The sequence below is a fragment of the Sphingomonas sp. LM7 genome (assembly GCF_002002925.1).
Taxonomy (GTDB): Bacteria; Pseudomonadota; Alphaproteobacteria; order Sphingomonadales; family Sphingomonadaceae; genus Sphingomonas.
The window spans coordinates 4,010,392-4,034,152 of sequence record NZ_CP019511.1 but is presented as its reverse complement, the minus strand read 5'-3'; the positions used below and the strand labels follow the sequence as shown (position 1 = coordinate 4,034,152).

Sequence of the window (23,761 nt, the reverse complement as noted above, 5' to 3'; positions counted from 1 at the left end):
CGGGAAGATAGCGTAGTGCCGACCTTTGCGGCCTCTTGGCGTCCCCGCAGGCAGTGCCTATACGATCCATATACGAATCATATGGCAGGGCTGCGATGGGCATCGTGAATATTGAGGACGACCTGCACGAGCAGGTGCGCCGGGCGAGCAGAGTTTCGCTTCGTTCGATCAATGCGCAGGCGGCGTATTGGATCAAGATCGGCATGCTGTGCGAGGTCAATCCGACGCTCAGCTTCACCGAGATCGTCGCGCGCGAGCATCGGAGCGCAGGCGTTTCGGCACAGCCGCTGGAAATCGTGAAGCATGACGAAGCAGCCTGAAGAACTGGCGCTGATGGCCAAATCCGGCCGGCTGCTGGCATCGGTGTTCGAGATGCTGGACCGGACCACGCTCGCCGGCATGTCGACGCTTGAGATCGATACGCTGGTCGAGCGGTTCATCGTCGACGATCTAGAGGCGCGGCCGGCTAGCAAGGGCCAATATGACTATGGCTTCGTGCTCAATTCCTCCGTGAACCAGGTGGTCTGCCACGGCGTGCCCTCGGCGTCGGACGTGCTTCGCGACGGCGACATCGTCAATCTCGACATCACGCTGGAGAAGAACGGTTATATCGCCGATTCGAGCAAGACCTACCTCGTCGGCGATGTTGATCCGGCGGCCAGGCGGCTGGTTCGGACGACGTACGAAGCTTTGTGGCTGGGCATCGGCGCGGTCCGTCCGGGCGCGCGGCTGGGGGATATCGGCTTCGCGATCGAGCGCCACGCCAAGCGCAACGGCTATTCAGTGGTGCGCGAATATTGCGGCCACGGCATCGGCCGCGAGATGCACGAGGAGCCGCAGGTCCTCCACTTCGGCAAGCCGGGGACCGGCATGGTCCTGCGCGAAGGCATGACCTTCACGATCGAGCCGATGCTCAATCGCGGCCGGCGCAGCGTACAAACCGAGGACGATGGCTGGACCGTGGTGACGCGCGACGGTTCGCTGTCCGCGCAGTTCGAGCACACCGTCGCGGTCACCGCTTCCGGGGTGTCGGTGCTGACGCTGCGCGCCGACGAAGCCGGCATGCCGGCCAGGATGAAGATCGCGGCCTGAACGGCGGCGCTCAGTCGCCCTTCCGGGGATCCCCGCCGACTGCCGGCACCGGGCCGAGATCGCCCTGTCCCACGCTGGCACTGGCCATTTCGAGCATGCGGTCGAGGCTCTGTTTGGCCTTGAGGCGCATGCCTTCCTCGATCTCGATCCGCGGCTTCAGGTCGCGCAGGGCGAGGTAGAGCTTCTCCATGTTGTTGAGCGCCATATACGGGCAGATGTTGCAGTTGCAGTTGCCGTCGGCGCCGGGGGCACCGATGAAAGTCTTCTCGGGCAGCGCCTTTTCCATCTGGTGGATGATGTGCGGCTCGGTGGCGACAATCAGCGTGTCGCCGGGGAAGCTCTTGGCAAAATCGAGGATGCCGCGCGTCGAGCCGACATAATCGGCATGGTCGAGAATGTGCGGCGGGCATTCGGGGTGCGCGGCGATGGGGGCATCGGGATAGCGCGCCTCGAGCTTGAGCAGTTCGGTTTCCGAGAACGCCTCGTGGACGATGCATACGCCCGGCCAGAGCAGCATCTCGCGACCGAGCGTGCGCGTGAGATAGCCGCCGAGATTGCGATCGGGGCCGAAGATGATCTTCTGGTCGAGCGGAATCTGGCTGAGGATCTTCTCGGCGCTGGAACTGGTGACGATGATGTCGCTGAGCGCTTTCACTTCGACCGAGCAGTTGATGTAGGTCAGCGCGATGTGATCGGGATGCTGCGCGCGGAAGGCGGCGAACTGATCGGGCGGGCAGCTGTCCTCCAGACTGCACCCGGCGTTCATGTCGGGAAGCACGACGATCTTCTCGGGCGAGAGGATCTTGGCGGTCTCGGCCATGAAGCGGACGCCGCAGAATGCGATGACGTCGGCATCGGTCTCGGCGGCCTTGCGCGAGAGATCGAGGCTGTCGCCGACGAAGTCCGCAATGTCCTGAAGCTCGGGCTTCTGGTAATAATGGGCGAGGATGACGGCGTTGCGCTCCTTGCGCAGCCGATCGATCTCGGCGCGAAGGTCGAGCCCGGCGAGGGTGCCGCCGATGCCGTTGCGTGCGTCCATGTGTCCGTGAGCCCTTCCGAAAGCGGTACGGGCCCCAAATGGCGCCCTAGCGCCCGGTGATCAAGGGACCAGCGGGCGGCGGCGGAAACTCGAGCGGCGGAACGTCGGCACCGGGCGTGCCTGCGGTGGCAGCGGCGTAGAGCGCGACGCCCAGCGCGCTATGGGTGACGAGGGTCATTGCGGCCTGGACTGCGGCGATCGTGCCGGCGCCCCACCACAAGGCTGGATGGACGTGGCCGCGACGGCGCAGGTCGGCGATCATCGCGATTCCCGGCCAGATCATCACGGCGGCGAATACGCCCCACTCGGCATAGGGGATCATCAGCGGCATCGGCAGCAACCGGCCGAACGCCGGCCCGGTGAGCGTCGCCATCGCGCAGAACAGCAGCCGCCGATGCCATTCGGTACGCTTGCGCAGCAGGATCGCCGCGGCGACCAGCCCGCCGAAGCAAAGGATCGCAAGGCCGTTCATCACGAGGAAATAGGCGGGGAGGAAGAAGAAGGGCGTGGCGCCGTTCCGCGCCATCGTCACGGTGGTGTAGATGCCGACGACGATCATCGCGCTCGCCCAGCCCGCGCCGAGCCAGCCGAGCCGGCGATGCAGCGCGATCGAACCGCGGGTGACCAGGACGTTCTGGGTGACGTAGAGCGCAACCCAGCCGAAGAATATGAAGGCGTGGAGGTGCACGAGCGGCGGCGCGGCGAAGGTCGAGCGGCCCATCGCCAGCTGCAGCGAGAAGCCGGCGACGATGGTCAGCGCCATCGCCACTGCCATTGTCAGGAAAAAACGATCGTCGCTGCCATATCCCGGGCGCGGTCCCGCCAGTGTCGCCATGTGCCATCCCCTTCACATTCACGAAGGGAGAACGCTAACCGAGGCCAGCGCGGCGAGCTACCATTTATTGGCGAGTACATCCTCGGGGCGCCGTGAGCGGTCCCAATCCTCGGTCGGGCGCTCGTCGGGGAAGAACACCGCGACCTTGGCGTCGAGCCCCGCGGCCTTGAGCGGCATCGCGAAGCTGCGTTCGATCGCGCGGCGAGTGGCGTCCTTGGCGAGCTTGACCGGCATGGGGCTGCGGGCCTGGTTGATGAGTTCCTGCTGGCCGGCCTTGCGGTTGGCGGCGTCGAGTTGCTTCTCGACATCGGTGAAGCGCATCAGCATGCCGCCTTGCGAATATTCGCGGATGCCATCGAGATCGACGTCTGGGCCGATCACTTCGAGCGGCGGCAGGATGATCGTCAGGCGCTTATTGGCTGCATCCCAGGCGAGGCTCTTCTGCTGGAGCTTGGCGAGATCGACTTCGTAGCGGACCATGCCGGGCATGATCAGCGTCTTCTCGGCAGTCATGCCAAGGCGGCTCTGGCGCGAGGTGACCACCGCGACATAGCGCGCGGCGAAGGTGGACAGGCGGTTCTGCTCGCGCAGCCCTTGCAGGCTGGCCTGGGCGACGGTGACCGGGTCGGGGCCGCGGAACTGGCTCTTCATCGTGTCGCCGAGGAACCAGAAGCCGGCGAGGATCGCGACGACGACCGCGGCGAGCAGCGCCCCGAACTTTAGGCAACCCCAGCGCATCATGCCGCGAGCTTCCATGCGTCGCCCTCCCCCTGGACGAGGCCGCGGGCGCGCAGGTCGAGCAGATGGGCGAGCACAGAACGGCCGGCGGCGCCGGTGAGGCGCGGATCGAGGCCGACATACATGCGCGCGACCATCGCAGGGACGGCGCCGATGTCCTCGCGGAGCAGGCGGAGGATCTGGCCCTCGCGCTGCTTGCGATGGCCCAGCAGGCCGCGGACAAAGCGGCGGGGGTTCTCGATCGCGTCGCCATGCGCGGGGTAATAGATGCGGTCTTCGCGGGCCATGAGCTTGTGGAGGCTGGCCATGTACGCGGCCATGTCGCCATCCGGAGGCGCGACGACGGTGGTGGACCAGCCCATGACATGGTCGCCGGTGAACAGCGCGCCGGCCTCGGGAAGCGCGAAGGCGAGGTGGTTCGAGGTGTGGCCGGGCGTGGCGATCGCGGTGAGCGTCCAGCCGGTGCCGGTGATGCTCTCGCCGTCGGTGAGGATGCGATCGGGAGTATAGGCCGTGTCGAACGCGGCATCGGCGCGCGGGCCGGCGTCGTTCAGGGTCAGCGGCGCGCAGCCGATGATCGGCGCGCCGGTCGCGGCCTTGAGCGGCGCGGCGGCGGGGCTGTGGTCGCGGTGGGTGTGGGTGCAAAGGATCGCGACGACGCGGCGCCCGGCGATGGCTGCGACCAGCGCGTCGAGGTGCGCGGGATCGTCGGGGCCCGGATCGATCACGGCGAGATCGGTGGTGCCGACCAGATAGGCCTGGGTGCCGGTATAAGTGAAGGGAGACGGATTGGGGGCGAGGACGCGCGTGACAAGCGGCTCGACCGCGAGCGCGACGCCAGTGGGAGCCTCGATCATGCAGGGGATGTGGCGGGTGGCAGGGGTTTAGACAAGGCCAAGCCTGTTCGCCGCAATCCTCCCCCCTGCCAGGGGAAGGTATCAGGCGCGGCGTGACGGAGCGGAGGAAGCAAAGCGGCTTGTTCGTCGCCTACCTCCCCCCTCCGTCGCCTTCGGCGCTACCTCCCCCAGGCGGGGGAGGATACTCGAATAAGAAACGGGGCCGGCTACGAAGGAGTTGAGCCGGCCCCGCCGTTGAAGGGTTTCCGCGGGGCTATTGCGGAAATCCCCTCCCCTCTCGTCAGTCCTGATCGCGCTGCTTGTCGATCTCGGCCATAGCCTCGTCGATGCCCTTGAGCGCCTTGGCGCGCTCTTCGCCGGTGATTTTCGGTTCGTTCTCGATCGAGCGGCGTGCCATGCGCAGGCCCATACGGGCGCTCTCCATACCCATTGCCTTGTGGCGAAGCGCGATGCGCGCGCCATCGGCTGCAGCCATCTCGATCCGATCGGTGCAGATGATCATGATCTTCTTGCCGTTGTCGGTGCGGTGCTCGACGGTGGGCCTGGGCCCCATGCCGCACTTGCCGTCGCGGACCTCGGGGATCGATGCGCGGATCGCCTCGACATCGGGCATTGCCACTTCATCCTTGCTGCCGTCGACCATCTTGCGAATGCGCTTGCCGTCCTTGTCATCGCTGATGCGATAGACGTGGCGCTCGATCTTGTGCGGGCCATCGACGGCGGCGGGTGGCTCGGGCGCTTCGGGTGCCTCGGGGGCTTCCACCGCGGCGGGCGCGGCCGGCGGCGCGGGCATTTCCTGGCCCAACGCCACGCCGGTAACGGTCTCGACCTTGCTCTTGAGCGTCTCCGCCGCCTGGGTGCCAGAAGCGGTGAACCCCAGCGCGGCGACCGAGAGCGCACCGATGCCGATCAGGCCGGTGGCAGCGCGGGTGGGGGAAAATTGCCGGGTCTTCGAAAGCATGCGTAACCTCCCTTTGACTTCGTTGATCGTGTGCAAGTGACAGGCCGCCGAGACCGCACCCCCATGCGCGGACTTGACGATCGCACGGCCATAGGCATGGCGCAGTGCCTGGGCGCGGCCGGCGAGCACGAGGGCGTCGCAAGCCATTTCCTGATCGGCGCGGAAGGCGCGGAAGGCCCGCCAGGCGATCGGATTGAACCAGTGGAGCGCGAGGACGATCAGCGCGACCCAGTTCGCGATCAAGTCGCCGCGAATGTGGTGGCCGAGCTCGTGGGCGAGCGCGAGATCGCGCTCCTGCTCGTCATAGCGCTCCGAGAAATCGCGCGGGAACGCGACATATTTGCGAAAGACGCCGAAGGCCAAAGGGCCGTGCGCGGCGTCGGTCTCGATCACGCGGACCTTGCCCTGCGCAACCGTCCGGTCGATGCGCGCGCGGCGCAGCAGATTGGCGGTGTAGCGACCGTGCGCGATAAGGTGATAGGCGAGGAATGCCGCAGCGCCGAGCGCCCAGGCCAGCAATACCACCATCCATAGCCCGAAGCTGGCTTCGGCGCCGGCCGAAGGTGCCGCGCCGAGCGGCTCGACGATATAGATCGCGACGATGTCGCTCGCCGCGGCGACCGGGGCCGCCGCCTGCTCGTGCCAGCTTTGCGGGAGCGGCGGGAGGAGCAGGCGCGCCACCGGCAGCAGCCACAACGCATAGGCCATGTGCGGCCCGAACGTTTTCCGCACCGGCGCACGGACCGCCAGCACGAGCAGCATCAGCAGCGTGGTGGCGACGAAGGTCTCGAGTGCCCAGCCGATCATGACTTCAGCTCCTTCAGCAGCGCTTCGATCTCGGCGATGTCCTGGTCGGTGATCGCGTCGCGCTCGGCGAGATGTGCGACCAGGGGCGTGAGCTTGCCGCCGAACAGCCGGTCCATGAAGCGGCGCGATTCGCCGCCGACATAGTCCACGCGATCGACCAGCGGCCGGTAGCGATAGCGGCGACCGTCTTCCTCATGGGCGATGACGCTCTTGGCGAGCAGGCGCCCGAGCAGCGTCTTGACGGTGTTCGCACTCCAGTCCCGCTCGGCGGGCACACGCTCGGCCACTTCCTGCGCCGTGAGCGGCGACTCCTCCCAGAGCACTTCCATCACGGCATGTTCGGCGTCGCTGATCCGTTCGGTCATGAGTCCCTCTTTCGACTACTTGTGTAATCGTCTCGATTACGTCTGTAGTCAATGGGGTGAACGCTGGATGAATGGATTCTGACAGCGGCTACGGTGACCGCAGCCACCGGGGCCCTGCCTGTCGGGGAAATTTACAGGCGTGCGGTGGTGAATTGTGACGTTAACCACTGAAGGCATTGGAAAACCGCGGTTGGCGGAAACTGGCACGGCGAGTGCAAAGTATAGCGCACCCGAGCGTTTTGACGCTTCATTCCAGGGTGGGTCGACCGCTTACTTACCGGTCTCGCGTCGACCCACCCGACCCGGGTTTCCCCACATCGATGCGCGACTCGGCGGGTTCGAGCGATTTCGTGATTCAGCGAAGGCTGGAGCGTTGGCCGGCGTCCTACCCATTTGCCAGGTTCGGCCTTCGTCGGAACACCGATGGGCCTCATACACACGTCACCCCGGCCTTGTGCCGGGGTCCACCGGGAGGCCGGGCGACCAGCAGGAGCCTCCTGCTTTTCCATCGCGGCGCGGTGGACCCCGGCACAAGGCCGGGGTGACGACTTTAGGATATCAGGCTTCAGCCCTGCGCGGCGACGCCCTTGTCGGCCATCAGCTGGGCGAGTTCGCCGCTCTCGTACATCTCCATCATGATGTCCGATCCGCCGACGAATTCGCCCTTCACATAAAGCTGGGGGATCGTCGGCCAGTCCGAGAACGCCTTGATGCCCTGGCGCACGCCCTGGTCCTGGAGCACGTCGACGCTCTCGAATTCGACGCCGAGATGGTTGAGGATGGCAATCGCCCGGCTGGAAAAGCCGCATTGCGGGAAGAGCGGGCTGCCCTTCATGAAAAGGAGCACGGGGCTGGCGTCCACCAGACCCTGGATGCGGTCCTGAACTTCGTCGGTCACTATATTACTCCTCGGCTGGCGCTTCGGTGGTCAGCTGGAGCGCGTGAAGCACGCCGCCCATGCGCCCGCCGAGCGCTGCATAAACCGCCTGGTGCTGGCGCACGCGCGGCATCCCCTTGAACATGGGGGCGACGACGCGTGCTGCATAGTGGTCGCCGTCGCCGGCGAGATCGGTGATCTCGACGCGGGCATCGGGGATGCCCGCGCGGATCAGTTCCTCGATCTCGGCCGCGGCCATCGCCATGTTACTTCGATTCCATCAGCTGGCGACGCGCCTCGACGGTCTGCTCCGAAATCGCCTGGCGGATCGTCGCATCGTCGACTTCGACACCCGCGGCGAGCAGGTCGCCCAGCAGCTTGCGGATCACGTCCTCGTCGCCGGCTTCCTCGAAATCGGCCTGGACGACGGCCTTGGCATAGGCGTCGGTCTCTTCGGGCGTGAGGTTCATCTTGGCGGCCGCCCACTGACCGAGCAGACGGTTGCGCCGCGCCGAGACGCGGAACGCCATGTCCTCGTCACGGGCGTATTTCGCCTCGAATGCGCGCTCGCGATCGTCGAATGTGGTCATGTGGTGCTGCCCTTTGATGTCGGTTTGTGCCGAGATAGGAGGGGTGGAAGGGCAAGGCAACTCTCTAAGCCCCTCCCCTTCAGGGGAGGGGTTGGGGTGGGGCAGCGCGGCGGGCCTTGGGCTCGGTGAGACGGACAGGCCCCACCCCCCACCCCTCCCCTGAAGGGCAGGGGCTAAATGGTCACCACCAGTTTGCCGATCGCCTGACGCGCGGCCATCTTGGCGATGGCCTTGCCGCCATCCTCGAGCGCGAAGGTTTCGGTTACGCGGGGGGCGATCTTGCCTTCGCTCCACAGCTTGAACAGATGCTCGACATGCGCCTGGTTGGCCTGCGGGTCGCGTGCGGCGAAGGCGCCCCAGAACACGCCGCAGACGTCGCAGCTCTTGAGCAAGGTGAGGTTGAGCGGCAGCTTGGGGATGCCGGCGGGGAAGCCGACCACCAGATAGCGCCCTTCCCAGCCGATCGCGCGCAGAGCGGGCTCGGCATAGTCGCCGCCGACGGGATCGTAGACGACGTCCGCGCCCTTGGGACCGACTGCGGCCTTGAACGCCTCACTGAGCGCCTTGGACTGCTCCTTGTCGAACGGCGCGCTTGGATAGACCAGCGTTTCGTCGGCGCCGGCGGCGCGCGCGGCCTCGGCCTTTTCCTCGGAGGAAACCGCGGCGACGACGCGGGCGCCGAACGCCTTGCCGAGCTCGATCGCGGCGAGGCCGACGCCACCGGCCGCGCCGAGGATGAGCAGCGTCTCTCCGGCCTTCAGATGGCCGCGGTCGAGCAATGCGTGGATCGTGGTGGCGTAGGTGAGCAGCAGCGCCGCGCCTTCCTCGAAGCTGCGGCCTTCGGGGAGCGGATAGAGCCGCGCGGCATCGACTGCGACTTTCTCGACCAGCCCGCCATTGCCGATCACGCCAAGGACGCGATCGCCGGGCGCGAAGCGGGTTACGCCCTCACCCACCGCCTCGACGAGGCCGGCGATTTCGCCGCCCGGCGCGAAGGGGCGCGGCGGCTTGAACTGGTATTTGTCCTCGATGATCAGGACGTCGGGATAGTTGATCGCGCACGCCCGGACCGCGACGACGACCTGGCCCTTGTCCGGCACCGGATCGGGTAGTTCGGATACGCTTAGAGTTTCAGGTCCGCCCGGCGCCTGCGACAGAAGTGCCTTCATTGCCTGCTCCCACTGTGATCCAGGGGCGCAAAGAGGCGACACCGGATTCGTATTTCGAAATCTCGGTATCTTTTGCCAGTGTCATGCCGATCTCGTCCAGTCCTTCCAGCAGGCACTGGCGGCGGAAGGCGTCGAGCTCGAAGGGAAAGCGGTCCTGAAAGGGGGTGGTGACGGTCATCGTCTCCAGATCGACGGTGACTTCATTGTCACGGGCGACTTCGACGAGACGGTCGATCGCTTCCTGCGGGAGCACCACCGGGACGATGCCGTTCTTGAAGGCGTTGCCCGAGAAGATGTCCGAGAAGCTGGGTGCGATCACTGCCTTGATGCCCAGATCGGCGAGCGCCCAGGCGGCGTGCTCGCGGCTCGATCCGCAGCCGAAATTGTCGCCGGCGATGAGCACCGGCGCACCGGCATAGCGCGGATCATCGAAGATGTTGCCGGGCTGGGCGCGGACGGTCTCGAACGCGCCCTTGCCGAGGCCCTCACGCGTCGTGGTCTTGAGCCAGTGCGCAGGGATGATGATGTCGGTGTCGATATTCTTGGCGCCCCATGGGTAGGCGCGCCCCTCGACCTGGCGAACGGGTTCCATCAATGGCTACTCCGGAAAATCGACGGGCCCACGCCGCCGGGGATCAGCTCGGGTCGGGCGGCACCTGCGTCGAGGACGGCTTGTAATGGGCCGATGCATAGGCTGCGGCGAGGCCGCTCAGCACCGTTCCGACGATCAACATGACCAACGCCCGCTTCATACGCACTCCCCTCACGCATCCGCCGACATCAGCTCCCTGACATCGGTGAGGCGCCCCGTGACCGCCGCCGCCGCCGCCATGGCGGGGGAAAGCAGATGGGTTCGCGCGCCCGGACCCTGCCTGCCTACGAAATTTCGATTCGAGGTGGAAGCACAACGTTCGCCGGCGGGGACCTTGTCCGGATTCATCGCGAGGCACATCGAACAGCCGGGCTCGCGCCATTCGAAGCCGGCTTCGGTGAAGATGCGGTCGAGCCCTTCGGCCTCCGCCTGAAGCTTGACCAGCCCCGAGCCCGGGACGATCAGCGCCTGGCGGATGCGATCGGCGACGTGGCGGCCCTTCACCACCGCGGCAGCGGCGCGCAGATCCTCGATGCGGCTGTTGGTGCAGCTGCCGATGAAGACATGCTCGATCGGGATGTCCTGCATCGCGGTGCCCGCCGCCAGACCCATATAGTCGAGCGACTTCTGCGCGGCGACGCGCTTCGAGGGATCGGCAAAGCTCTCCGGATCGGGGATCGCGCCGGTGATCGACACGACGTCCTCTGGGCTGGTGCCCCAGGTGAGCGACGGCGCGATGTCGCCGGCGTGGAGCAGGACGGTCTTGTCGTAGCGTGCGCCGGGATCGGTGGGGAGCGTGCGCCAATAGGCGACGGCGTTGTCCCAGTCGGCGCCCTTGGGCGCGAGCGGTCGGCCCTTGAGATAGGCGAAGGTGGTTTCATCGGGCGCGATCAGGCCCGAGCGCGCGCCGCCCTCGATCGACATGTTCGACACGGTCAGCCGGCCCTCGACCGACATTGCGCGGATCACTTCGCCGGTGAATTCGATGACATAGCCGGTGCCGCCGGCGGCGCCGATCTTGCCGATGATTGCGAGGACGACATCCTTGGGGCTGACTCCGAAACCGAGGCTGCCATCGACGCGGATCTCGAGCGTCTTCGATTGCTGCAACAGGAGCGTCTGGGTGGCGAGGACGTGCTCGACTTCGGAAGTGCCGATGCCGAACGCCAGCGCGCCCAAAGCGCCGTGCGCCGAAGTATGGCTGTCGCCGCAGACCAGCGTGGTGCCGGGGAGCGTGAAGCCCTGTTCGGGGCCAACGACATGAACGATCCCCTGCCGCGCATCGAGCGCGTCGATATAGGGGACGCCGAATTCGGCGACGTTGGTGCGCAGCGCGGAAAGCTGGCCGGCGCTGGCGGGATCGGCGATCGGCAGCGCATGGCCGGCGGCATTGACGCGCGCGGTGGTGGGAAGGTTATGGTCAGGCACCGCGAGGGTAAGATCCGGGCGGCGCACGGGGCGGCCCGCGGCGCGCAGACCGGAAAAGGCCTGGGGGCTGGTGACTTCGTGGACGAGGTGCCGATCGATATAGATCAGGCAGGTGCCGTCGTCGCGGCGCTCGACGACATGGTCCGCCCAGATCTTCTCGTACAGCGTGAGGGGTTTGCTGGCCATCCGGGCGATCTAGGCCAATCTTGCGTCAGGGCAACCCGCTACGCAATTTTACCATATCAAGCCAAGCTATTGCGCGGGCGCGCGTTCGGCCTCCCCCCTCAGATAGGCCTGAAGCGCATCGATCTCGGGATCGGTGAGCACGAAGAAGCTCTGACGCGCGACTTCGCTCATCAGCCCGTGATCGGGCTTGGTGCCGACGCCGGTGCGCAGCAGTTTCCTGAGCAGCGCCGGGTCATAGGCGGCGACCATCGGCGCGAGCGCGGGAACCCGGGTGTTGCCGTCTTCCATCATGTTGTCCTGGTGGAGCTTGTGGCAGGCGAGGCAGGCGATGTCGGCGACATAGCGGCCCATATCGGCGGGACGCGTCGGCTGGGAGAGCTTTGCCGACGTCGCCATCGGCGGGAGCTTGCCCGTTAGGATCAGCGCGCGCCCAACCGGCCCATAGGACATGGTGGCCTGCGAATCGCCCGGCCCCGGCTTGAGCGTGCGGATCCAGGCGACGATGCGGCCGACATCCTGATCGGAGAGATGGCCGAGCGCTGCGGCGGGCATGATGAACAGCGACGACCCGTCCTTGTGCACGCCGTGCCGGATGGCGCGGACGAGCTCGGCATCGGTCATCGTTGCGGCAATTTTCGCCAGCGGCGGCGGGGCGATGCGGCCGAGCATCGGATCTTCGAACAGGATCTTACCCTCGCCATTAGCGCCATGACAATCGCGGCAATTGGCGATGCGGGCGACGCGCGCGCCCTCGGCGATCGAGGCGGCATCCTTGGGGATCGCGACGTCCGTCATCGGAACGATATGGCCTTGCCGGATCACCCATTGCGATCCCGCATAGACGATAACCAGCACGGCCATGACCAGACCGGCGAGTGCCGCCAGTCCGCGGATGATCCAGCGCATATTCCCCCCAAGACCAGACACTTGTTACGCCGACAATGCGCATTGCGCATCGTTGATGTCATGCAGTGTCCGGCACTTCCTTGGGCGAGACATAGGATGGATCATGCGCAAAAGGCAGCGCGTCACCACGCCGGATGGCATCGAGTACCGAACCAAAATCCGTCTCGCAGCGGAAGCCCAAGACTTGCTCTGCAAGCGCGGCGTCATAGATGCGCCCAATCGACTTGGGCAGTTCCCAGCCTTTTGCAGCGTATAACGCAGCTGCATCGGAGAAATGCCGCACGATTACTTGCATCGCATCCCCTTTAATTTCCTCGCATTCGTCACGACGAAACGGAGTCGGCGCGGATATGATGAAGCAGCCGAAGCCGATATCGGGCGCGCGTGCCAGCGCCGCAATGTGCGCGCGGGCGGCATCCTCCACCGTCAGGCGGCGGTGGAGCAGTTCGTTGGCCTTCATGTTCTCGCCCGACAGCGTGCGGTGGGTGTCGTCCTCCTCGGGAAAGAAACGGCTGGTGCGCAGCACGACGCAGTTGAGGCCGTTCTCGAGATGCGCGAGGCGGCAGAGCTGCTCGGCGGCGAGCTTGGTGACGCCGTAGATGTTGCGCGGCTCCAGCGGACCGCTGGTCTCGTCGAGCCAGACGGCATGATCGGCCAGCTCGTTGCGGATCGCAGTGGAGATCATGAGCGACGTGGTCGAAGTGAAGACGAAGCGGTCATGCCTGGCGGCGGTGGCGGCTTCGAGCAGGTTGAGCGTGCCGGTTACGTTGACGTCGATGAACGCCTGCGCGGGATAGCGGACGATGTCGGGTTTATGCAGCGCGCCGCCATGGATCACCGCCTCGATCCCGTGTTCGGCGAAGACGCGGTCGACCAATGCACGGTCGGCGACCGAGCCGACGATCCGGGTGTCTACGCCCGGGGCGACATCGAGGCCGATCACGTCGTCGCCGCGGGCGCGCAGCATCGGCGCAAGGAAGCGGCCGAGCCAGCCGGAAGAGCCTGTCAGAAGGATACGCATCGGGAGTGGATAGCGGATGCGTGAGCGGCGCTAAAGCCCCAGCCCTTCGGGAAGGGTTCGCTTAACCCAGCGCCGGAAGCGGCGATGCGAGCCGGGTGGCCGGATCGTGCACATCGGGCCAATCCTCGCGACGCTGCAACCACGGGTTCAGGAACAGCGCGGGGAGCTTGAGGAACAGCAGCTCCGAATGGATGAAGGTGTCGATGCCGCGCTCCCACCATTTCGGGTCGCGCTTGCCATTGGCCCTGAGCCAGCCGTCATAGGGCGCCCAATGGCTCGGCTCGTCCTTTTCGATGATCCGGAAGATCTTCATCAGCACCTTGTCGCCAGTGACCAGCGAGTGGCGGAGCAGGATATCGACCTGCTTGTGGCCGCGCTGCTCGGTGAGGGAGATGACGCGGCACAGCTTCTCGAATTCGTCGTCGCTGGCGATGATCGCCTGTGTATCGAGATCGTCGATCGTGCGGCGGAATACGATCTCGACGAAGCGATCGATATGGCCGCAGGTCCGGCCGACCTGCAGCGGCATCTTGCCCTGCAGCTCGAACCAGCGCTTGAACATGAGATAGTGTTTGCGTTCGTCGGCGCGATGCTTTTCGATCGCGGCGATCAGCGCGGCGTCGTCCGGCGACCGCGCGCGTACGGCCTCCAGCACGCGATCGATGCTCGTGTAGCCGCGATGCTCGTTGTAGATGTAGATCGAGCCCAGCAGGTCGAGATAGCGGCGGCGGAACCAGCCCATGCGGGGAGGCTAGGCCTCGCCCGGGCGAGTGTCAACGCGGCGCCAGCGCACCGTTGAGGAAGGCGACGCTGTCGGCGAGCGTCGGCGCCTTGCCGCGGAACGGCACGGACAACGCCATTACGACTTCTTCATGGGTGATGCGTGGATAGTTGCGCAGCGTCACCGGCGCGCCGAGCGCCTGCAGCCGCGCGGCCAGGTTTATCGCGTTGTGCGGGCGCACTACGGTGTCGCCGCCCGAAGTCACCAGCAGCAAAGGCGGTGCATCGGCGCGGGCGAAATGGAGCGGCTGGGTCATCGCCGGATCGGCGACGCCATGCATCGCGTCGATCGCGCGCTTCGAAGTGAAGGGATAGAAATCATAGGGGCCGGACAGCCCCACCCCTGCCCGGACGATGGCCGGATCGACGCCTTCCGCCGCCAGCCAGCGCGGGTCGAGCGCGAGCATCGCGACGGTGTAGGCGCCCGCCGAATGGCCGGCGAGTGCGATGCGGGCGGGGTCGCCGCCGAACTCGGCGATGTGGTCGCGCGTCCATTTGACTGCCTGTGCGCCGTCCTGGAGGAAGGCGGGGAAGCGAATGCCCGGCACCTTGCGGTAATCGGGCACCACTACGACGTAACCGGCCCTGGCGAAAGCGCGGGCGGCGAAGGCATAGGCGCGGCGATCGCCCTTCACCCAGCCGCCGCCATACCAGAAGATCAGCACTGGCCGCGTGCCGCGAACCTCGCCGGACGGTCGCCATATGTCGAGCGTCTGGCCCTGCGTGCCGAACGGGATCGCGCTTCCGGGCCTGGCTGCGCCGCTGCCGCCGCCCAGCGCGCCGTCGGCAAGCGAGAGCAGCGCCGGCGGCGACGTGAATGCGATCATCACGCCGAGCCCTGCGGCCACTATCAGCGCGGCCAGTCCGGCCCGGCGCCACATCAGGATTGATAGGCCGCGGTGGTCTTCTCCGCCACGTCCGCGGCAGTCACGCCGGGGGCGAGCTCGATCAGTTTGAACGGGCTGTCATGATCGGGACGCTGAAACACCGCGAGATCGGTGATGATCATGTCGACCACGTTCTTGCCGGTGAGCGGCAGCGTGCATTCGGGGATGAACTTGGGATCGCCGGCCTTGGAGTTGTGCTCCATCACCACGATGATCTTCTTGACCCCCGCGACGAGGTCCATGGCGCCGCCCATCCCCTTGATCATCTTGCCCGGGATCATCCAGTTGGCGATGTCGCCGGTCGCGCTGACTTCCATCGCGCCGAGCACGGTCAGGTCGATATGCCCGCCGCGGATCATCGCGAAGCTGTCCGATGACGAGAAATAGACCGAGCTGGGCAGCTCGCTGATCGTCTGCTTGCCGGCGTTGATCAAATCGGGGTCTTCTTCGCCTTCGAACGGGAACGGTCCGATGCCGAGCATGCCGTTCTCCGACTGGAGCGTGACCTCGACGCCGTCGGGAATGTGATTGGCCACCAGCGTCGGGATGCCGATGCCGAGATTGACGTAGAAGCCGTCCTGCAGCTCCTTTGCCGCGCGCGCGGCCATTTCGTCACGGGTCCAGGGCATTATCGTAGGTCTCCAATCACAAATCGTTCCAGCCGCGCCACAGGCCGATCGCATGCACCAGTCCCATTGCCAGCACGATGCCGGCAGACACGAGCGCGAAGGTCTGGGAAAGGTCGGGCCGGCCCAGCATCTCTGGCCGGAACAGCATCCCCCGCAGCAGATACACCGCCGTGATCGCGATAAGTCCGAGCCGCAGTAGCGGCAGGCGGCGGATGAGACCCGCCCCGGCCAAGGCATAGGCGGCCCAGACCAGCAGCAGCGCCGCGATCGCGACCGTCGCCGCCACCGGCTGCCACCTGCCGAGCTCGACACCGCGCACCACCTGCGGCGGCGCGCCAAGCGCGCGGAACCAGGCGCTGCCGCCGGCGATGCAGGCGAGATGGGCGATCGCCGCGAGCGCGCTGGCGAGACCACCGGCCAGCAGCCAGGGATTGCGCCCCCAGCTCATCGCGGCGGTGCGCCCGGATCGGTCCAGCGCATGTCGGGCGGGAAGATGTCGTCGACGCCGCCCTTCAGCCCGGTACCGTAGACCGGGTTGGGCAGCATGAACCAGCCGGCACCCCAGAGCGGCGCGAGCAACGTACCCTCGACGCTGTTGCGACGGGCGAGCACGGGGGCGTCGGGAGTGTTGAACAAGTCGCTGAAGTCGCCGAGCTGATCGCCGGCCATCGCGACGATGCAGAAGCGCTGGGCGATCTTCTGGCGCCGGGCGTCCTTGCCGCTGGTCTCGCCTTCGCCGCGCAGCCACAGCGTGTCGAACAGCGCCGCGGGGCCAAGGCCCGCATGGTCGAGCGCGGCGGCGGTCTGCGCAGCGGTCGCGGCCGAGCGATTGGAATTGAAGATCACGGTGAAGCCTTCGCGGCGCGCGGCGGCGAGCGCCTCGGCAGCGCCGGGGACGGCCGCGACCTTGTCCGCGCCGGTCTGCTCCCAGCGGGCCCAGCGGGCTGCATCATAGCTGCCGCCGCGGGCGGCCTCGTCGCGTTCATAGCCCAGGTTGAGCAGCGCGGTTTCGTCGATATCGAGCACCACTGCGAGCGGGCGCTTTCCGCAGGGCTCGAACTGGGGATTGTCAAGCGTCGAGCCTGGCGTGAGCACGACCGAACGGATCTTCGCCTTGTCGCGGCGATAGCCGATCTCGACCTTCAGATAATTCCACATCGCCTGATAGGCCTGGATGCTGAGCGCCGCCGCCTCGCCCGATCCATAGAGATATTGCATCCCGGCGGGAGCGCCGCCCGATGGCGGCAGCGCGACCGGCGCCTGCACCTTGGGCGCTGGGAGCGCCTCGATCGGCTTCGGCGCGGGCTGACGCGCCCGCTTGCGCTTCAGCGGGCGATCCTGCGCCGATTTGTATACGCCCGCACCGGCCGCGATCGGAGCCGCGATCACCGCCGCGACGCAGCCCGAGAGCAACGTCGCCACGCCCGTCGCAAGCGCCAGCCGGGCCGGGAGCCGCGTGGCGGTCATGCCGCCTCCGCGGACTCGGGGCGGGCGCGAACGGTGCGGAATTCGATCTTCTTGTCATAGGGCGCGCCGACGATCAGCCGCTTCACATAGATGCCGGGCAAGTGGATCTGATCGGGATCGAGGCTGCCGACCGGCACCACTTCCTCGACTTCGGCGACGCAGACCTTGCCCGCGGTCGCCATCGGCTGGTTGAAGTTGCGCGCGGTTTTGCGGAAGATCAGGTTGCCGCTCTCGTCGGCCTTCCAGCCCTTGATGATCGAAAGGTCGCTGCGGATGCCGCGCTCGAGGATATATTCCTCTCCGTCGAACACCTTCATTTCCTTGCCCTCGGCTACCTGGGTGCCGACGCCGGTCCTGGTGTAGAAGCCGGGGATGCCCGCGCCCCCTGCCCGGCAGCGCTCGGCGAGCGTGCCCTGGGGGCAGAATTCGACTTCGAGCTCGCCGCTCAGATATTGCCGCTCGAACTCCTTGTTTTCGCCGACATAGGAGGAGATCATCTTCTTGACCTGGCGGCTGCGCAGCAGCTTGCCGAGGCCCTCATTGTCGATCCCGGCATTGTTCGAGGCGATGGTGAGGTCCTTGACGCCCGCGGCCTGGATCGCGTCGATCAGCCGCTCGGGGATGCCGGACAGGCCGAAACCGCCGGCACACAGCGTCATGCCGTCGAACAGCAGCCCTTCCAGCGCTGCCTCGGCGTTGGGGTAGAGCTTCTTCATGGCGCGATTCTCTCCTGACCTGTGCGCGGCGATAATCCGGGGCTTGGCAAGCGGTCAAGCAAACCTGAACCGGGTTTCAACTCGGCTATTCCAGCGCGGTATGGGCACCGCATCGAAGGGGGGTTACGCGAAGCCGGCGAGCCGGGCTAGGAAAGCCGCATGACCGCCAAACGAACCGGGGGCAGGATCCTCGTCGACAATCTGGTCGCGCAAGGCTGCGACCGGATCTTCCATGTACCGGGCGAGAGCTTCCTCGCCGTCCTCGACGCGCTGCACGACACGCCTGAAGTGGATCTCGTCACTTGCCGGCAGGAAGGCGGGGTCGGGTTCATGGCGTGCGCCGACGGGGCGATGACCGGGCGGCCGGGGGTGGCCTTCGTCACGCGCGGGCCGGGGGCGACCAATGCCAGCATCGGGGTCCACGTCGCTATGCAGGATTCGCAGCCGATGATCCTGTTCATCGGCGATGTCGACCGCGGCATGCGGGACCGCGAAGGGTTTCAGGAAGTCGACTTTCCGGCCTTTTTCGGTCCGCTCGCCAAATGGGCGACGCGGATCGAGGATGCGGCGCGGATCCCGGAATATGTCGCGCGGGCGTGGAACGTGGCGATGAACGGCCGGCCGGGCCCGGTAGTGATCGCGCTGCCCGAGGACATGCTGTGCGATATGGTCGAGGCGGTGGACCGCCCGCCGCTGCCGCGCGTCGGCCAGGCGCCTGACCGGCATGCAATGCAGGCGATGACCGGATTGATCCAGCAGGCCGAGCGGCCGATCGCGATCGTCGGCGGCGCGGGCTGGACGCCTGCCGCGGGCGCGGCCTTCGCTACCTTCGCCGAGCGGATCGGCCTGCCCGTGGCCAGCGCGTTCCGGCGGCAGGACACGCTTCCCGCCGGATCGACGGCGTTCGCAGGCAATCTCGGCTATGGGCCCAACCCCAAGCTGGTCTCGCGGATCAAGGGCGCCGACCTGATCCTCGCGGTCGGCGCGCGGCTGGGCGAGGCGACCACCGACGGCTATGCGCTGATCACGCCGGAGCATCCGGGGCAGACGCTGATCCACGTCCATCCCGACCCAAATGAATTGGGCCGGGTCTATCGCGCCGACGTCGCGATCTGCGCCGACATGGCGAGCTTCGCAGCGGCTGCCAGCCATGAGAATATCGGCGCGGTGCGCGGTGGCGCAGCGCGCGAAGCGCATGCCGAATGGCTCGACTGGTCGACCCCCAAGCCCCGCGACGGCGTGGCGCTCGACCTGGGCCAGTGCGTCGCGGCGATGCGCGAGGCGATGCCGGCGGATACGATCATCTGCAACGGCGCGGGCAATTTCTCGGGCTGGTGGCATCGCTATTGGCGCTACGGGACCCAGCCCTCGCAGCTGGCGCCGACCGCCGGGGCGATGGGCTATGGCGTGCCGGCCGCCGTCGCCGCCAAGCTGCGCGCGCCCGAACGGCAGGTGGTCGCGCTGGCGGGCGACGGCGACTTCATGATGAACGGCCAGGAGCTGGCGACTGCGGTCCAGCACGGTGCCGACATCCTGGTGCTGGTGATCGACAACGGCGCATACGGCACGATCCGGATGCACCAGGAGCGCGAATATCCGGCGCGGCTTTCGGGCACGAAGCTGCACAATCCGGATTTCGCCGCGCTCGGCCGGGCCTATGGCTGTTGGGCGGAGACGGTGGAGACTACCGCGCAATTCGCACCGGCGCTGGGGCGCGCGCTGGCACGAACCGGCGTGCGGCTGCTCCACCTCAAGACCGATGTGGAAATCATCACGCCGGGCACGACAATCAGCGCGATCCGCGACCGCTGAACGGCTCCCGATCCTCTATAATGGAGGCAAGGAGACGGTCATGGGTTGGAAGACGGCACATATCGGCAGGGAGGGCGACCAGCAGCTCGCGTTCTCGGGTGCTCGGGTGTGGCAGCAGGAATGGCGCTGGCTCGGCAGCAAGACCGTGAACCTGCCCAATCCGCTCGATCCCTCGCAGATGCAGTCGTACATGGTCTGCGAAATCGGCACGTCGCACCGTCCGGTCCGCTTCGCCGCGAGCAAACTGCCCAGCGGCCTCTGGTCGTTCTACGTTCCCGATTGAACGAAGATAGGGCGGCCTCTCGCGAGACCGCCCATTCGTTCAGTGGTCAGGCGCCGGCGTCAGATATCGTCGCCGAGCGCGCCCTTGACCTTGCCGGCCAGCTGCTGGCCCTTGCCCTTGAGCTCCTGCGCGGCGCCTTCGTCGCGGGTCTCCGGGTTGTTGCTCTCCTGCTTGATCTTGCCTGCCGCCTCGTTGAGGTTGCCCTTGATCTTGTCGACGAGTTCACCCATGATTTCAAACTCCTAGCCGCGAACCGGCGCGTGACTGCGCCTTGTACTAGCGTGCACCCCAACAACGGTTCACGGCAGGCGGGGTTCCTGAAATGCCCGACCGGATTGCAGAACATTATGAGCGACACGCGCACGCGTTCGACGCGTCGCGGCGCAAGGACCTTGTCGAAAAGGGCTGGCTGGACCGTTTCCTGCTCGGCGTTCCCAAGGGCGGGCAGGTCCTCGACCTGGGCTGCGGCGCAGGCGAGCCGATCGCGCGCTATCTGATCGACCGCAACCGGGAATTGACCGGCATCGACGCCTCCGAACGGATGATTACACTCGCGCGAACGCGGTTCGGGCGGCATCGCTGGATCTGCGCCGACATGCGCGGCGTCGAAGTTGAGGGACCGTTCCACGGGGTGATCGCGTGGGACAGCATCTTCCACCTGCGGCCCGAGGAGCAGGCCGAAATGGTGGTCAAGGTCGCGAGACTGCTCGCGCCCGACGGCGCCTTCCTGTTCAACACCGGCGCGGCACGCGACGAGACGATGGGCTGCCAGTTCGGCGAGGAACTCTACCACGCCAGTCTGGCGCCCGCAGAGTATCGCGCACTGTTCGCCGAGCACGGGCTGATCGAAGTGGCGTTCGTGCCCAACGACGAGGCAACCGGCGGGCGGGCGATCTGGCTGGCGCGCAAGCGGCGATGAGGTGGTTGGGTGATTGACGCTGTCCCCGGCGAAGGCCGGGGCCAGTTGCGACGGCGCTCGAGAGGACAGCCTGCATTGCCGGGTCCGCCGAGCGATCGCCCAGCCGCACCCAATCGGGTGGTGACCCTAGATCAATCCCGCCAGTGGGCTCGACGGATCGGCATAGCGGCGCTTGCCCATGCGCCCGGCGCGGTACGACAGCCTCCCCGCCTCTACCGCCGCCTTCATCGCCGCGGCCATCAGGATCGGATCCTTGGCTTCGGCGATCGCGGTGTTCATCAGCACGCCGTCGCAGCCGAGCTCCATCGCCACGGCCGCGTCCGACGCCGAGCCGACGCCGGCATCGACCAGCACCGGCACCTTGGCGCCCTCGACGATCAGGCGGATCGTCACCTGGTTCTGGATGCCGAGCCCCGAGCCGATCGGTGCGCCGAGCGGCATGATCGCCACTGCGCCGACATTTTCCAGGCGCTTCGCCGCGATTGGATCGTCGACGCAATAGACCATCGGCTTGAAGCCTTCGTTGGCGAGAATCTCGGTGGCGCGCAGCGTTTCGACCATGTCGGGATAGAGCGTCCGCGCCTCGCCGAGGACTTCGAGCTTGACCAGTTCCCAGCCGCCGGCCTCGCGCGCCAGCCGCAGCGTGCGGATCGCGCTCTCCGCGTCGAAGCAGCCCGCGGTGTTGGGGAGATAGGTGATCTTCTTGGGGTCGATATAGTCGGTGAGCATCGGCGCGCCCGGATCGGAGACGTTGACCCGGCGCACTGCCACGGTGACGATCTCGGCACCGCTGGCGGCTACCGCCGCGGCGTTCTGCTCGAAATCCTTGTACTTGCCGGTGCCGACAATGAGGCGCGAGCGGAAGGTCTTCCCCGCGACGCTCCAGCTGTCGTCCTCGATCGGGCGGGCATGATCGCCGCCGCCGACGAAATGGACGATTTCGAGCTCGTCGCCGTCATGCACGATCACTTCGCCCAAGGTCGAGCGCGGCACCACTTCGAGATTGCGCTCGACGGCGATCTTCTCGGGCACCAGCCCGAGCTGTTCGGCAAGCTGGATGATGGTGAGACCCGCGGTGACCCGCTTGTGCTCACCGTTCACTACAATGCTGACCGTACCGTCCGTGTGCGCCATCACTATCTCCTGGGGGGGCACTTAGGCGCGGGCCCAGCTTTGTCAAAGGTCTCCGGCGGCCACCACTGCATTTGTCCAGAGGAGTACCCGGCGGTTTTCGCCGACCGTGGACTCGGTGGCCTGCTCCTCGACGCACAATACACGCCTGCACGTCGCGGCGTCGAAGCGCGAAACCATGCGCGGCGCGAAGAAAGCACAGGTGCGGGGGCCGCCTTTCCCGTCCAACGACTCGACGAGCATGGCGCCGCGCTGCCCGTCAGGATATTTGCGCGGGAAGACCCTGCGCATCATCCGTTCGGGCGGAATGGCGAGCTTCGACGACCCATCCGAGAACTGCACCATCGCCGCGCGCTGCTTCCACTTGATCGTGGCGGACGATCCCTGCGGAGGCAGCACCTCCGAGGGGACCTCGACGCCCTTCGACGCCACTAGCAGACAAGCCATGCCGTCGATCAGCTCCGAGCCCGATGATTCGATCGTGTCGCAGGCCCGGCTGACGCCGCTCGCGTCGATAGTCAGCTCAACCAGCACCGCCCGGATATCGACCGGCTGCGATGGCGCCGGGGCAGAGAGCGCCAGCGGCGCGAGGAAGGACAGAAACATGGCGAGGCTCCCGAATTCGGCCACACCGTCTTCGCTCAGCCAGCCTTAACAGCGGGTTCGCGGCACTTTGCGCTGAGCGTAACGAACCGCTATGGGCACATATTCACTCTAGCAGCGGACCGTCAGCCTTGGCCGATACGATCTACGTTCTCAACGGCCCCAACCTCAACCTGCTGGGGCTGCGCGAGCCGGAGATCTATGGCTCGGACACGCTCGACGACATTGCGGGGCAGATGGAAGATCGCGCCAAGGAGCTCGATCTCGAAATCGACCTGCGCCAGTCGAACCATGAGGGGCATCTCATCGACTGGCTGCACGAGGCGCAGGCCCGGGGCGCCAAGGCTGTCATTCTCAATCCGGGCGGGTACACGCACACTTCGATCGCGTTGCATGATGCCGTGAAGAGCATCACGACGCCGGTGATCGAGGTCCATCTTTCCAACCCGCATGCGCGCGAGGACTTCCGGCACACGTCGTTCGTCGGTCGCGCCGCACGCGGAACCATCGCGGGCTTCGGAGCGCTGTCGTACATGCTTGCGCTTGAAGCCGCGGCGCGTCTCTGACATGAGCGCGCGCTTTCATCGGATGAAGGGTCGCAATGGCCGAAGATAAGAAAACCGGGGCGATGCACGTCGATATCGAGCTGGTCCGCCAGCTCGCCGCCGTGCTCGACGAGACGCAGCTTACCGAAATCGAAGTCGAGGACGGCGAACGCCGCGTGCGCGTCGCGCGCACCGTGATCGCCGCGCCGACGGTGCACATGGCGCCCGCCATGGCCACCGCGCCGACGCCGCTCGCAGCGCCTGCGGCGATCGAGGCGCCCACCGCCGCGGCGAACGCAGTCAAGTCGCCGATGGTCGGCACTGCCTATCTCAAGCCCAATCCCGAGGCGAAGGTGTTCGTGTCGGTGGGCGACAAGGTGGCCGCGGGCGATACGCTGCTGATTATCGAGGCGATGAAGGTGATGAACCCGATCCAGGCGCCCGCCGCGGGCACGGTCAAGGCCATCCTCATCGAGAATGGCCAGCCGGTGGAATTCGATCAGCCGCTCGTGGTCGTCGAATAACA

At 66.5% G+C, this 23,761-nt stretch carries 30 protein-coding genes; 7 read left to right on the top strand and 23 right to left on the bottom strand.

Features of this window, described 5'->3' with window-relative positions; all coding sequences use genetic code 11:
- Positions 1-95: 95 nt before the first annotated feature.
- Both BXU08_RS18825 and map read left to right on the top strand, forming a co-directional pair.
- Complete coding sequence (locus BXU08_RS18825; protein ID WP_077511630.1) at positions 96-320, top strand: ParD-like family protein; 225 nt, start codon at positions 96-98, stop codon at positions 318-320.
- Complete coding sequence (gene map, locus BXU08_RS18820; RefSeq protein WP_077511628.1) at positions 304-1,092, top strand: type I methionyl aminopeptidase; 789 nt, start codon at positions 304-306, stop codon at positions 1,090-1,092. The genes BXU08_RS18825 and map overlap by 17 nt, the downstream gene beginning before the upstream one ends.
- Before the next feature lie 10 nt (positions 1,093-1,102).
- Here map and nadA read toward each other — a convergent pair whose 3' ends face one another.
- The 20 genes from nadA to BXU08_RS18720 all read right to left on the bottom strand — a co-directional run bounded on the left by nadA (position 1,103) and on the right by BXU08_RS18720 (position 17,942).
- The gene (gene nadA / locus BXU08_RS18815) at positions 1,103-2,131 is read right to left on the bottom strand and encodes a quinolinate synthase NadA (protein WP_077511626.1); all 1,029 of its coding nucleotides are present in this window, start codon (positions 2,129-2,131) and stop codon (positions 1,103-1,105) included.
- 46 nt (positions 2,132-2,177) lie between these two features.
- Entirely contained in the window at positions 2,178-2,966 is a 789-nt protein-coding gene (locus tag BXU08_RS18810) for a hypothetical protein (RefSeq protein ID WP_253190443.1), read from the bottom strand.
- 57 nt (positions 2,967-3,023) lie between these two features.
- Entirely contained in the window at positions 3,024-3,722 is a 699-nt protein-coding gene (locus BXU08_RS18805; protein ID WP_077511624.1) for a DUF4230 domain-containing protein, read from the bottom strand.
- Entirely contained in the window at positions 3,704-4,561 is an 858-nt protein-coding gene (locus tag BXU08_RS18800) for an MBL fold metallo-hydrolase (protein ID WP_077511622.1), read from the bottom strand. The genes BXU08_RS18805 and BXU08_RS18800 overlap by 19 nt, the downstream gene beginning before the upstream one ends.
- A 280-nt stretch (positions 4,562-4,841) precedes the next feature.
- The gene (locus BXU08_RS18795) at positions 4,842-6,329 is read right to left on the bottom strand and encodes a M56 family metallopeptidase (protein WP_077511620.1); all 1,488 of its coding nucleotides are present in this window, start codon (positions 6,327-6,329) and stop codon (positions 4,842-4,844) included.
- Positions 6,326-6,694, bottom strand: coding sequence for a BlaI/MecI/CopY family transcriptional regulator (locus BXU08_RS18790; RefSeq protein WP_077511618.1), 369 nt, complete (start codon positions 6,692-6,694; stop codon positions 6,326-6,328). Before BXU08_RS18790 ends, BXU08_RS18795 begins: the two co-directional genes overlap by 4 nt.
- A 565-nt stretch (positions 6,695-7,259) precedes the next feature.
- Positions 7,260-7,592, bottom strand: a complete 333-nt coding sequence (gene grxD, locus BXU08_RS18785; protein ID WP_077511616.1) for a Grx4 family monothiol glutaredoxin — start codon at positions 7,590-7,592, stop codon at positions 7,260-7,262.
- Positions 7,593-7,596: 4 nt separating this feature from the next.
- Positions 7,597-7,836 (bottom strand): BolA family protein, encoded by a 240-nt coding sequence (locus BXU08_RS18780; RefSeq protein WP_077511614.1) that lies wholly within the window; start codon positions 7,834-7,836, stop codon positions 7,597-7,599.
- Between the two features lies 1 nt (position 7,837).
- The gene (locus BXU08_RS18775) at positions 7,838-8,161 is read right to left on the bottom strand and encodes a DUF1476 domain-containing protein (RefSeq protein WP_077511612.1); all 324 of its coding nucleotides are present in this window, start codon (positions 8,159-8,161) and stop codon (positions 7,838-7,840) included.
- A 173-nt stretch (positions 8,162-8,334) separates the two neighbouring features.
- Positions 8,335-9,330: an NADPH:quinone oxidoreductase family protein gene (locus tag BXU08_RS18770; RefSeq protein ID WP_077511610.1), complete on the bottom strand. Its 996-nt coding sequence runs from the start codon at positions 9,328-9,330 to the stop codon at positions 8,335-8,337.
- Positions 9,293-9,922: a 3-isopropylmalate dehydratase small subunit gene (gene leuD / locus BXU08_RS18765; protein ID WP_077511608.1), complete on the bottom strand. Its 630-nt coding sequence runs from the start codon at positions 9,920-9,922 to the stop codon at positions 9,293-9,295. The genes BXU08_RS18770 and leuD overlap by 38 nt, the downstream gene beginning before the upstream one ends.
- Positions 9,923-10,093: 171 nt before the next feature.
- On the bottom strand, positions 10,094-11,536 hold the full coding sequence (gene leuC / locus BXU08_RS18760) for a 3-isopropylmalate dehydratase large subunit (RefSeq protein WP_077511606.1): 1,443 nt from the start codon (positions 11,534-11,536) through the stop codon (positions 10,094-10,096).
- A gap of 66 nt (positions 11,537-11,602) precedes the next feature.
- Positions 11,603-12,442 carry a cytochrome c gene (locus BXU08_RS18755; RefSeq protein ID WP_077511604.1) on the bottom strand — a complete coding sequence of 280 codons (840 nt, stop codon included), beginning with the start codon at positions 12,440-12,442 and terminating at the stop codon, positions 11,603-11,605.
- Between the two features lie 58 nt (positions 12,443-12,500).
- Positions 12,501-13,463, bottom strand: a complete 963-nt coding sequence (locus BXU08_RS18750) for an NAD(P)-dependent oxidoreductase (RefSeq protein WP_077511602.1) — start codon at positions 13,461-13,463, stop codon at positions 12,501-12,503.
- A gap of 61 nt (positions 13,464-13,524) precedes the next feature.
- On the bottom strand, positions 13,525-14,205 hold the full coding sequence (locus tag BXU08_RS18745) for a hypothetical protein (RefSeq protein ID WP_077511600.1): 681 nt from the start codon (positions 14,203-14,205) through the stop codon (positions 13,525-13,527).
- Between the two features lie 31 nt (positions 14,206-14,236).
- The gene (locus BXU08_RS18740; RefSeq protein WP_077511598.1) at positions 14,237-15,124 is read right to left on the bottom strand and encodes an alpha/beta hydrolase; all 888 of its coding nucleotides are present in this window, start codon (positions 15,122-15,124) and stop codon (positions 14,237-14,239) included.
- Positions 15,124-15,759, bottom strand: a complete 636-nt coding sequence (locus tag BXU08_RS18735) for a 3-oxoacid CoA-transferase subunit B (protein WP_077511596.1) — start codon at positions 15,757-15,759, stop codon at positions 15,124-15,126. Before BXU08_RS18735 ends, BXU08_RS18740 begins: the two co-directional genes overlap by 1 nt.
- A gap of 16 nt (positions 15,760-15,775) precedes the next feature.
- Positions 15,776-16,207: a hypothetical protein gene (locus BXU08_RS18730; protein ID WP_077511594.1), complete on the bottom strand. Its 432-nt coding sequence runs from the start codon at positions 16,205-16,207 to the stop codon at positions 15,776-15,778.
- A complete protein-coding gene (locus BXU08_RS18725) occupies positions 16,204-17,226 on the bottom strand; it encodes an HAD family acid phosphatase (protein ID WP_253190442.1) in 1,023 nt (340 codons plus the stop codon). Before BXU08_RS18725 ends, BXU08_RS18730 begins: the two co-directional genes overlap by 4 nt.
- Positions 17,223-17,942, bottom strand: a complete 720-nt coding sequence (locus tag BXU08_RS18720) for a CoA transferase subunit A (protein ID WP_077511592.1) — start codon at positions 17,940-17,942, stop codon at positions 17,223-17,225. The genes BXU08_RS18725 and BXU08_RS18720 overlap by 4 nt, the downstream gene beginning before the upstream one ends.
- Before the next feature lie 159 nt (positions 17,943-18,101).
- Between BXU08_RS18720 and BXU08_RS18715 the strand changes: the two genes are divergently transcribed.
- Together BXU08_RS18715 and BXU08_RS18710 are read left to right on the top strand one after the other, a co-directional pair.
- Positions 18,102-19,754 (top strand): thiamine pyrophosphate-binding protein, encoded by a 1,653-nt coding sequence (locus BXU08_RS18715; protein WP_077511590.1) that lies wholly within the window; start codon positions 18,102-18,104, stop codon positions 19,752-19,754.
- 40 nt (positions 19,755-19,794) lie between these two features.
- Entirely contained in the window at positions 19,795-20,037 is a 243-nt protein-coding gene (locus BXU08_RS18710; RefSeq protein WP_077511588.1) for a hypothetical protein, read from the top strand.
- A gap of 59 nt (positions 20,038-20,096) precedes the next feature.
- On the opposite strand, the gene BXU08_RS18705 is transcribed toward BXU08_RS18710, so the two are convergent.
- Positions 20,097-20,267: a CsbD family protein gene (locus BXU08_RS18705; RefSeq protein WP_077511586.1), complete on the bottom strand. Its 171-nt coding sequence runs from the start codon at positions 20,265-20,267 to the stop codon at positions 20,097-20,099.
- A 92-nt stretch (positions 20,268-20,359) separates the two neighbouring features.
- Here BXU08_RS18705 and BXU08_RS18700 point away from each other — a divergent pair, with 92 nt between their 5' ends.
- Entirely contained in the window at positions 20,360-20,956 is a 597-nt protein-coding gene (locus BXU08_RS18700; protein ID WP_077511584.1) for a class I SAM-dependent methyltransferase, read from the top strand.
- A gap of 126 nt (positions 20,957-21,082) precedes the next feature.
- Here BXU08_RS18700 and thiS read toward each other — a convergent pair whose 3' ends face one another.
- Positions 21,083-22,090 (bottom strand): sulfur carrier protein ThiS, encoded by a 1,008-nt coding sequence (thiS, locus tag BXU08_RS18695; RefSeq protein WP_077511582.1) that lies wholly within the window; start codon positions 22,088-22,090, stop codon positions 21,083-21,085.
- Between the two features lie 42 nt (positions 22,091-22,132).
- Complete coding sequence (locus BXU08_RS18690; RefSeq protein WP_077511580.1) at positions 22,133-22,693, bottom strand: hypothetical protein; 561 nt, start codon at positions 22,691-22,693, stop codon at positions 22,133-22,135.
- A gap of 128 nt (positions 22,694-22,821) precedes the next feature.
- Between BXU08_RS18690 and aroQ the strand changes: the two genes are divergently transcribed.
- Together aroQ and accB are read left to right on the top strand one after the other, a co-directional pair.
- Positions 22,822-23,256, top strand: a complete 435-nt coding sequence (gene aroQ / locus BXU08_RS18685) for a type II 3-dehydroquinate dehydratase (RefSeq protein ID WP_077511578.1) — start codon at positions 22,822-22,824, stop codon at positions 23,254-23,256.
- A 35-nt stretch (positions 23,257-23,291) separates the two neighbouring features.
- The gene (accB, locus tag BXU08_RS18680) at positions 23,292-23,759 is read left to right on the top strand and encodes an acetyl-CoA carboxylase biotin carboxyl carrier protein (RefSeq protein ID WP_077511576.1); all 468 of its coding nucleotides are present in this window, start codon (positions 23,292-23,294) and stop codon (positions 23,757-23,759) included.
- Positions 23,760-23,761: the final 2 nt, after the last annotated feature.

What these genes read in the sequence shown, in the direction of transcription:
- BXU08_RS18825 (WP_077511630.1), top strand. Translation starts at nt 96, where the DNA reads ATGGGCATCGTGAATATTGAGGACGACCTGCACGAGCAGGTGCGCCGG.
- map (WP_077511628.1), top strand. Translation starts at nt 304, where the DNA reads ATGACGAAGCAGCCTGAAGAACTGGCGCTGATGGCCAAATCCGGCCGG.
- nadA (WP_077511626.1), bottom strand. Translation starts at nt 2,131, where the DNA reads ATGGACGCACGCAACGGCATCGGCGGCACCCTCGCCGGGCTCGACCTT.
- BXU08_RS18810 (WP_253190443.1), bottom strand. Translation starts at nt 2,966, where the DNA reads ATGGCGACACTGGCGGGACCGCGCCCGGGATATGGCAGCGACGATCGT.
- BXU08_RS18805 (WP_077511624.1), bottom strand. Translation starts at nt 3,722, where the DNA reads ATGGAAGCTCGCGGCATGATGCGCTGGGGTTGCCTAAAGTTCGGGGCG.
- BXU08_RS18800 (WP_077511622.1), bottom strand. Translation starts at nt 4,561, where the DNA reads ATGATCGAGGCTCCCACTGGCGTCGCGCTCGCGGTCGAGCCGCTTGTC.
- BXU08_RS18795 (WP_077511620.1), bottom strand. Translation starts at nt 6,329, where the DNA reads ATGATCGGCTGGGCACTCGAGACCTTCGTCGCCACCACGCTGCTGATG.
- BXU08_RS18790 (WP_077511618.1), bottom strand. Translation starts at nt 6,694, where the DNA reads ATGACCGAACGGATCAGCGACGCCGAACATGCCGTGATGGAAGTGCTC.
- BXU08_RS18780 (WP_077511614.1), bottom strand. Translation starts at nt 7,836, where the DNA reads ATGGCGATGGCCGCGGCCGAGATCGAGGAACTGATCCGCGCGGGCATC.
- BXU08_RS18775 (WP_077511612.1), bottom strand. Translation starts at nt 8,161, where the DNA reads ATGACCACATTCGACGATCGCGAGCGCGCATTCGAGGCGAAATACGCC.
- BXU08_RS18770 (WP_077511610.1), bottom strand. Translation starts at nt 9,330, where the DNA reads ATGAAGGCACTTCTGTCGCAGGCGCCGGGCGGACCTGAAACTCTAAGC.
- leuD (WP_077511608.1), bottom strand. Translation starts at nt 9,922, where the DNA reads ATGGAACCCGTTCGCCAGGTCGAGGGGCGCGCCTACCCATGGGGCGCC.
- leuC (WP_077511606.1), bottom strand. Translation starts at nt 11,536, where the DNA reads ATGGCCAGCAAACCCCTCACGCTGTACGAGAAGATCTGGGCGGACCAT.
- BXU08_RS18755 (WP_077511604.1), bottom strand. Translation starts at nt 12,442, where the DNA reads ATGCGCTGGATCATCCGCGGACTGGCGGCACTCGCCGGTCTGGTCATG.
- BXU08_RS18750 (WP_077511602.1), bottom strand. Translation starts at nt 13,463, where the DNA reads ATGCGTATCCTTCTGACAGGCTCTTCCGGCTGGCTCGGCCGCTTCCTT.
- BXU08_RS18745 (WP_077511600.1), bottom strand. Translation starts at nt 14,205, where the DNA reads ATGGGCTGGTTCCGCCGCCGCTATCTCGACCTGCTGGGCTCGATCTAC.
- BXU08_RS18740 (WP_077511598.1), bottom strand. Translation starts at nt 15,124, where the DNA reads ATGTGGCGCCGGGCCGGACTGGCCGCGCTGATAGTGGCCGCAGGGCTC.
- BXU08_RS18735 (WP_077511596.1), bottom strand. Translation starts at nt 15,759, where the DNA reads ATGCCCTGGACCCGTGACGAAATGGCCGCGCGCGCGGCAAAGGAGCTG.
- BXU08_RS18730 (WP_077511594.1), bottom strand. Translation starts at nt 16,207, where the DNA reads ATGAGCTGGGGGCGCAATCCCTGGCTGCTGGCCGGTGGTCTCGCCAGC.
- BXU08_RS18725 (WP_253190442.1), bottom strand. Translation starts at nt 17,226, where the DNA reads ATGACCGCCACGCGGCTCCCGGCCCGGCTGGCGCTTGCGACGGGCGTG.
- BXU08_RS18720 (WP_077511592.1), bottom strand. Translation starts at nt 17,942, where the DNA reads ATGAAGAAGCTCTACCCCAACGCCGAGGCAGCGCTGGAAGGGCTGCTG.
- BXU08_RS18715 (WP_077511590.1), top strand. Translation starts at nt 18,102, where the DNA reads ATGACCGCCAAACGAACCGGGGGCAGGATCCTCGTCGACAATCTGGTC.
- BXU08_RS18710 (WP_077511588.1), top strand. Translation starts at nt 19,795, where the DNA reads ATGGGTTGGAAGACGGCACATATCGGCAGGGAGGGCGACCAGCAGCTC.
- BXU08_RS18705 (WP_077511586.1), bottom strand. Translation starts at nt 20,267, where the DNA reads ATGGGTGAACTCGTCGACAAGATCAAGGGCAACCTCAACGAGGCGGCA.
- BXU08_RS18700 (WP_077511584.1), top strand. Translation starts at nt 20,360, where the DNA reads ATGCCCGACCGGATTGCAGAACATTATGAGCGACACGCGCACGCGTTC.
- thiS (WP_077511582.1), bottom strand. Translation starts at nt 22,090, where the DNA reads ATGGCGCACACGGACGGTACGGTCAGCATTGTAGTGAACGGTGAGCAC.
- BXU08_RS18690 (WP_077511580.1), bottom strand. Translation starts at nt 22,693, where the DNA reads ATGTTTCTGTCCTTCCTCGCGCCGCTGGCGCTCTCTGCCCCGGCGCCA.
- accB (WP_077511576.1), top strand. Translation starts at nt 23,292, where the DNA reads ATGGCCGAAGATAAGAAAACCGGGGCGATGCACGTCGATATCGAGCTG.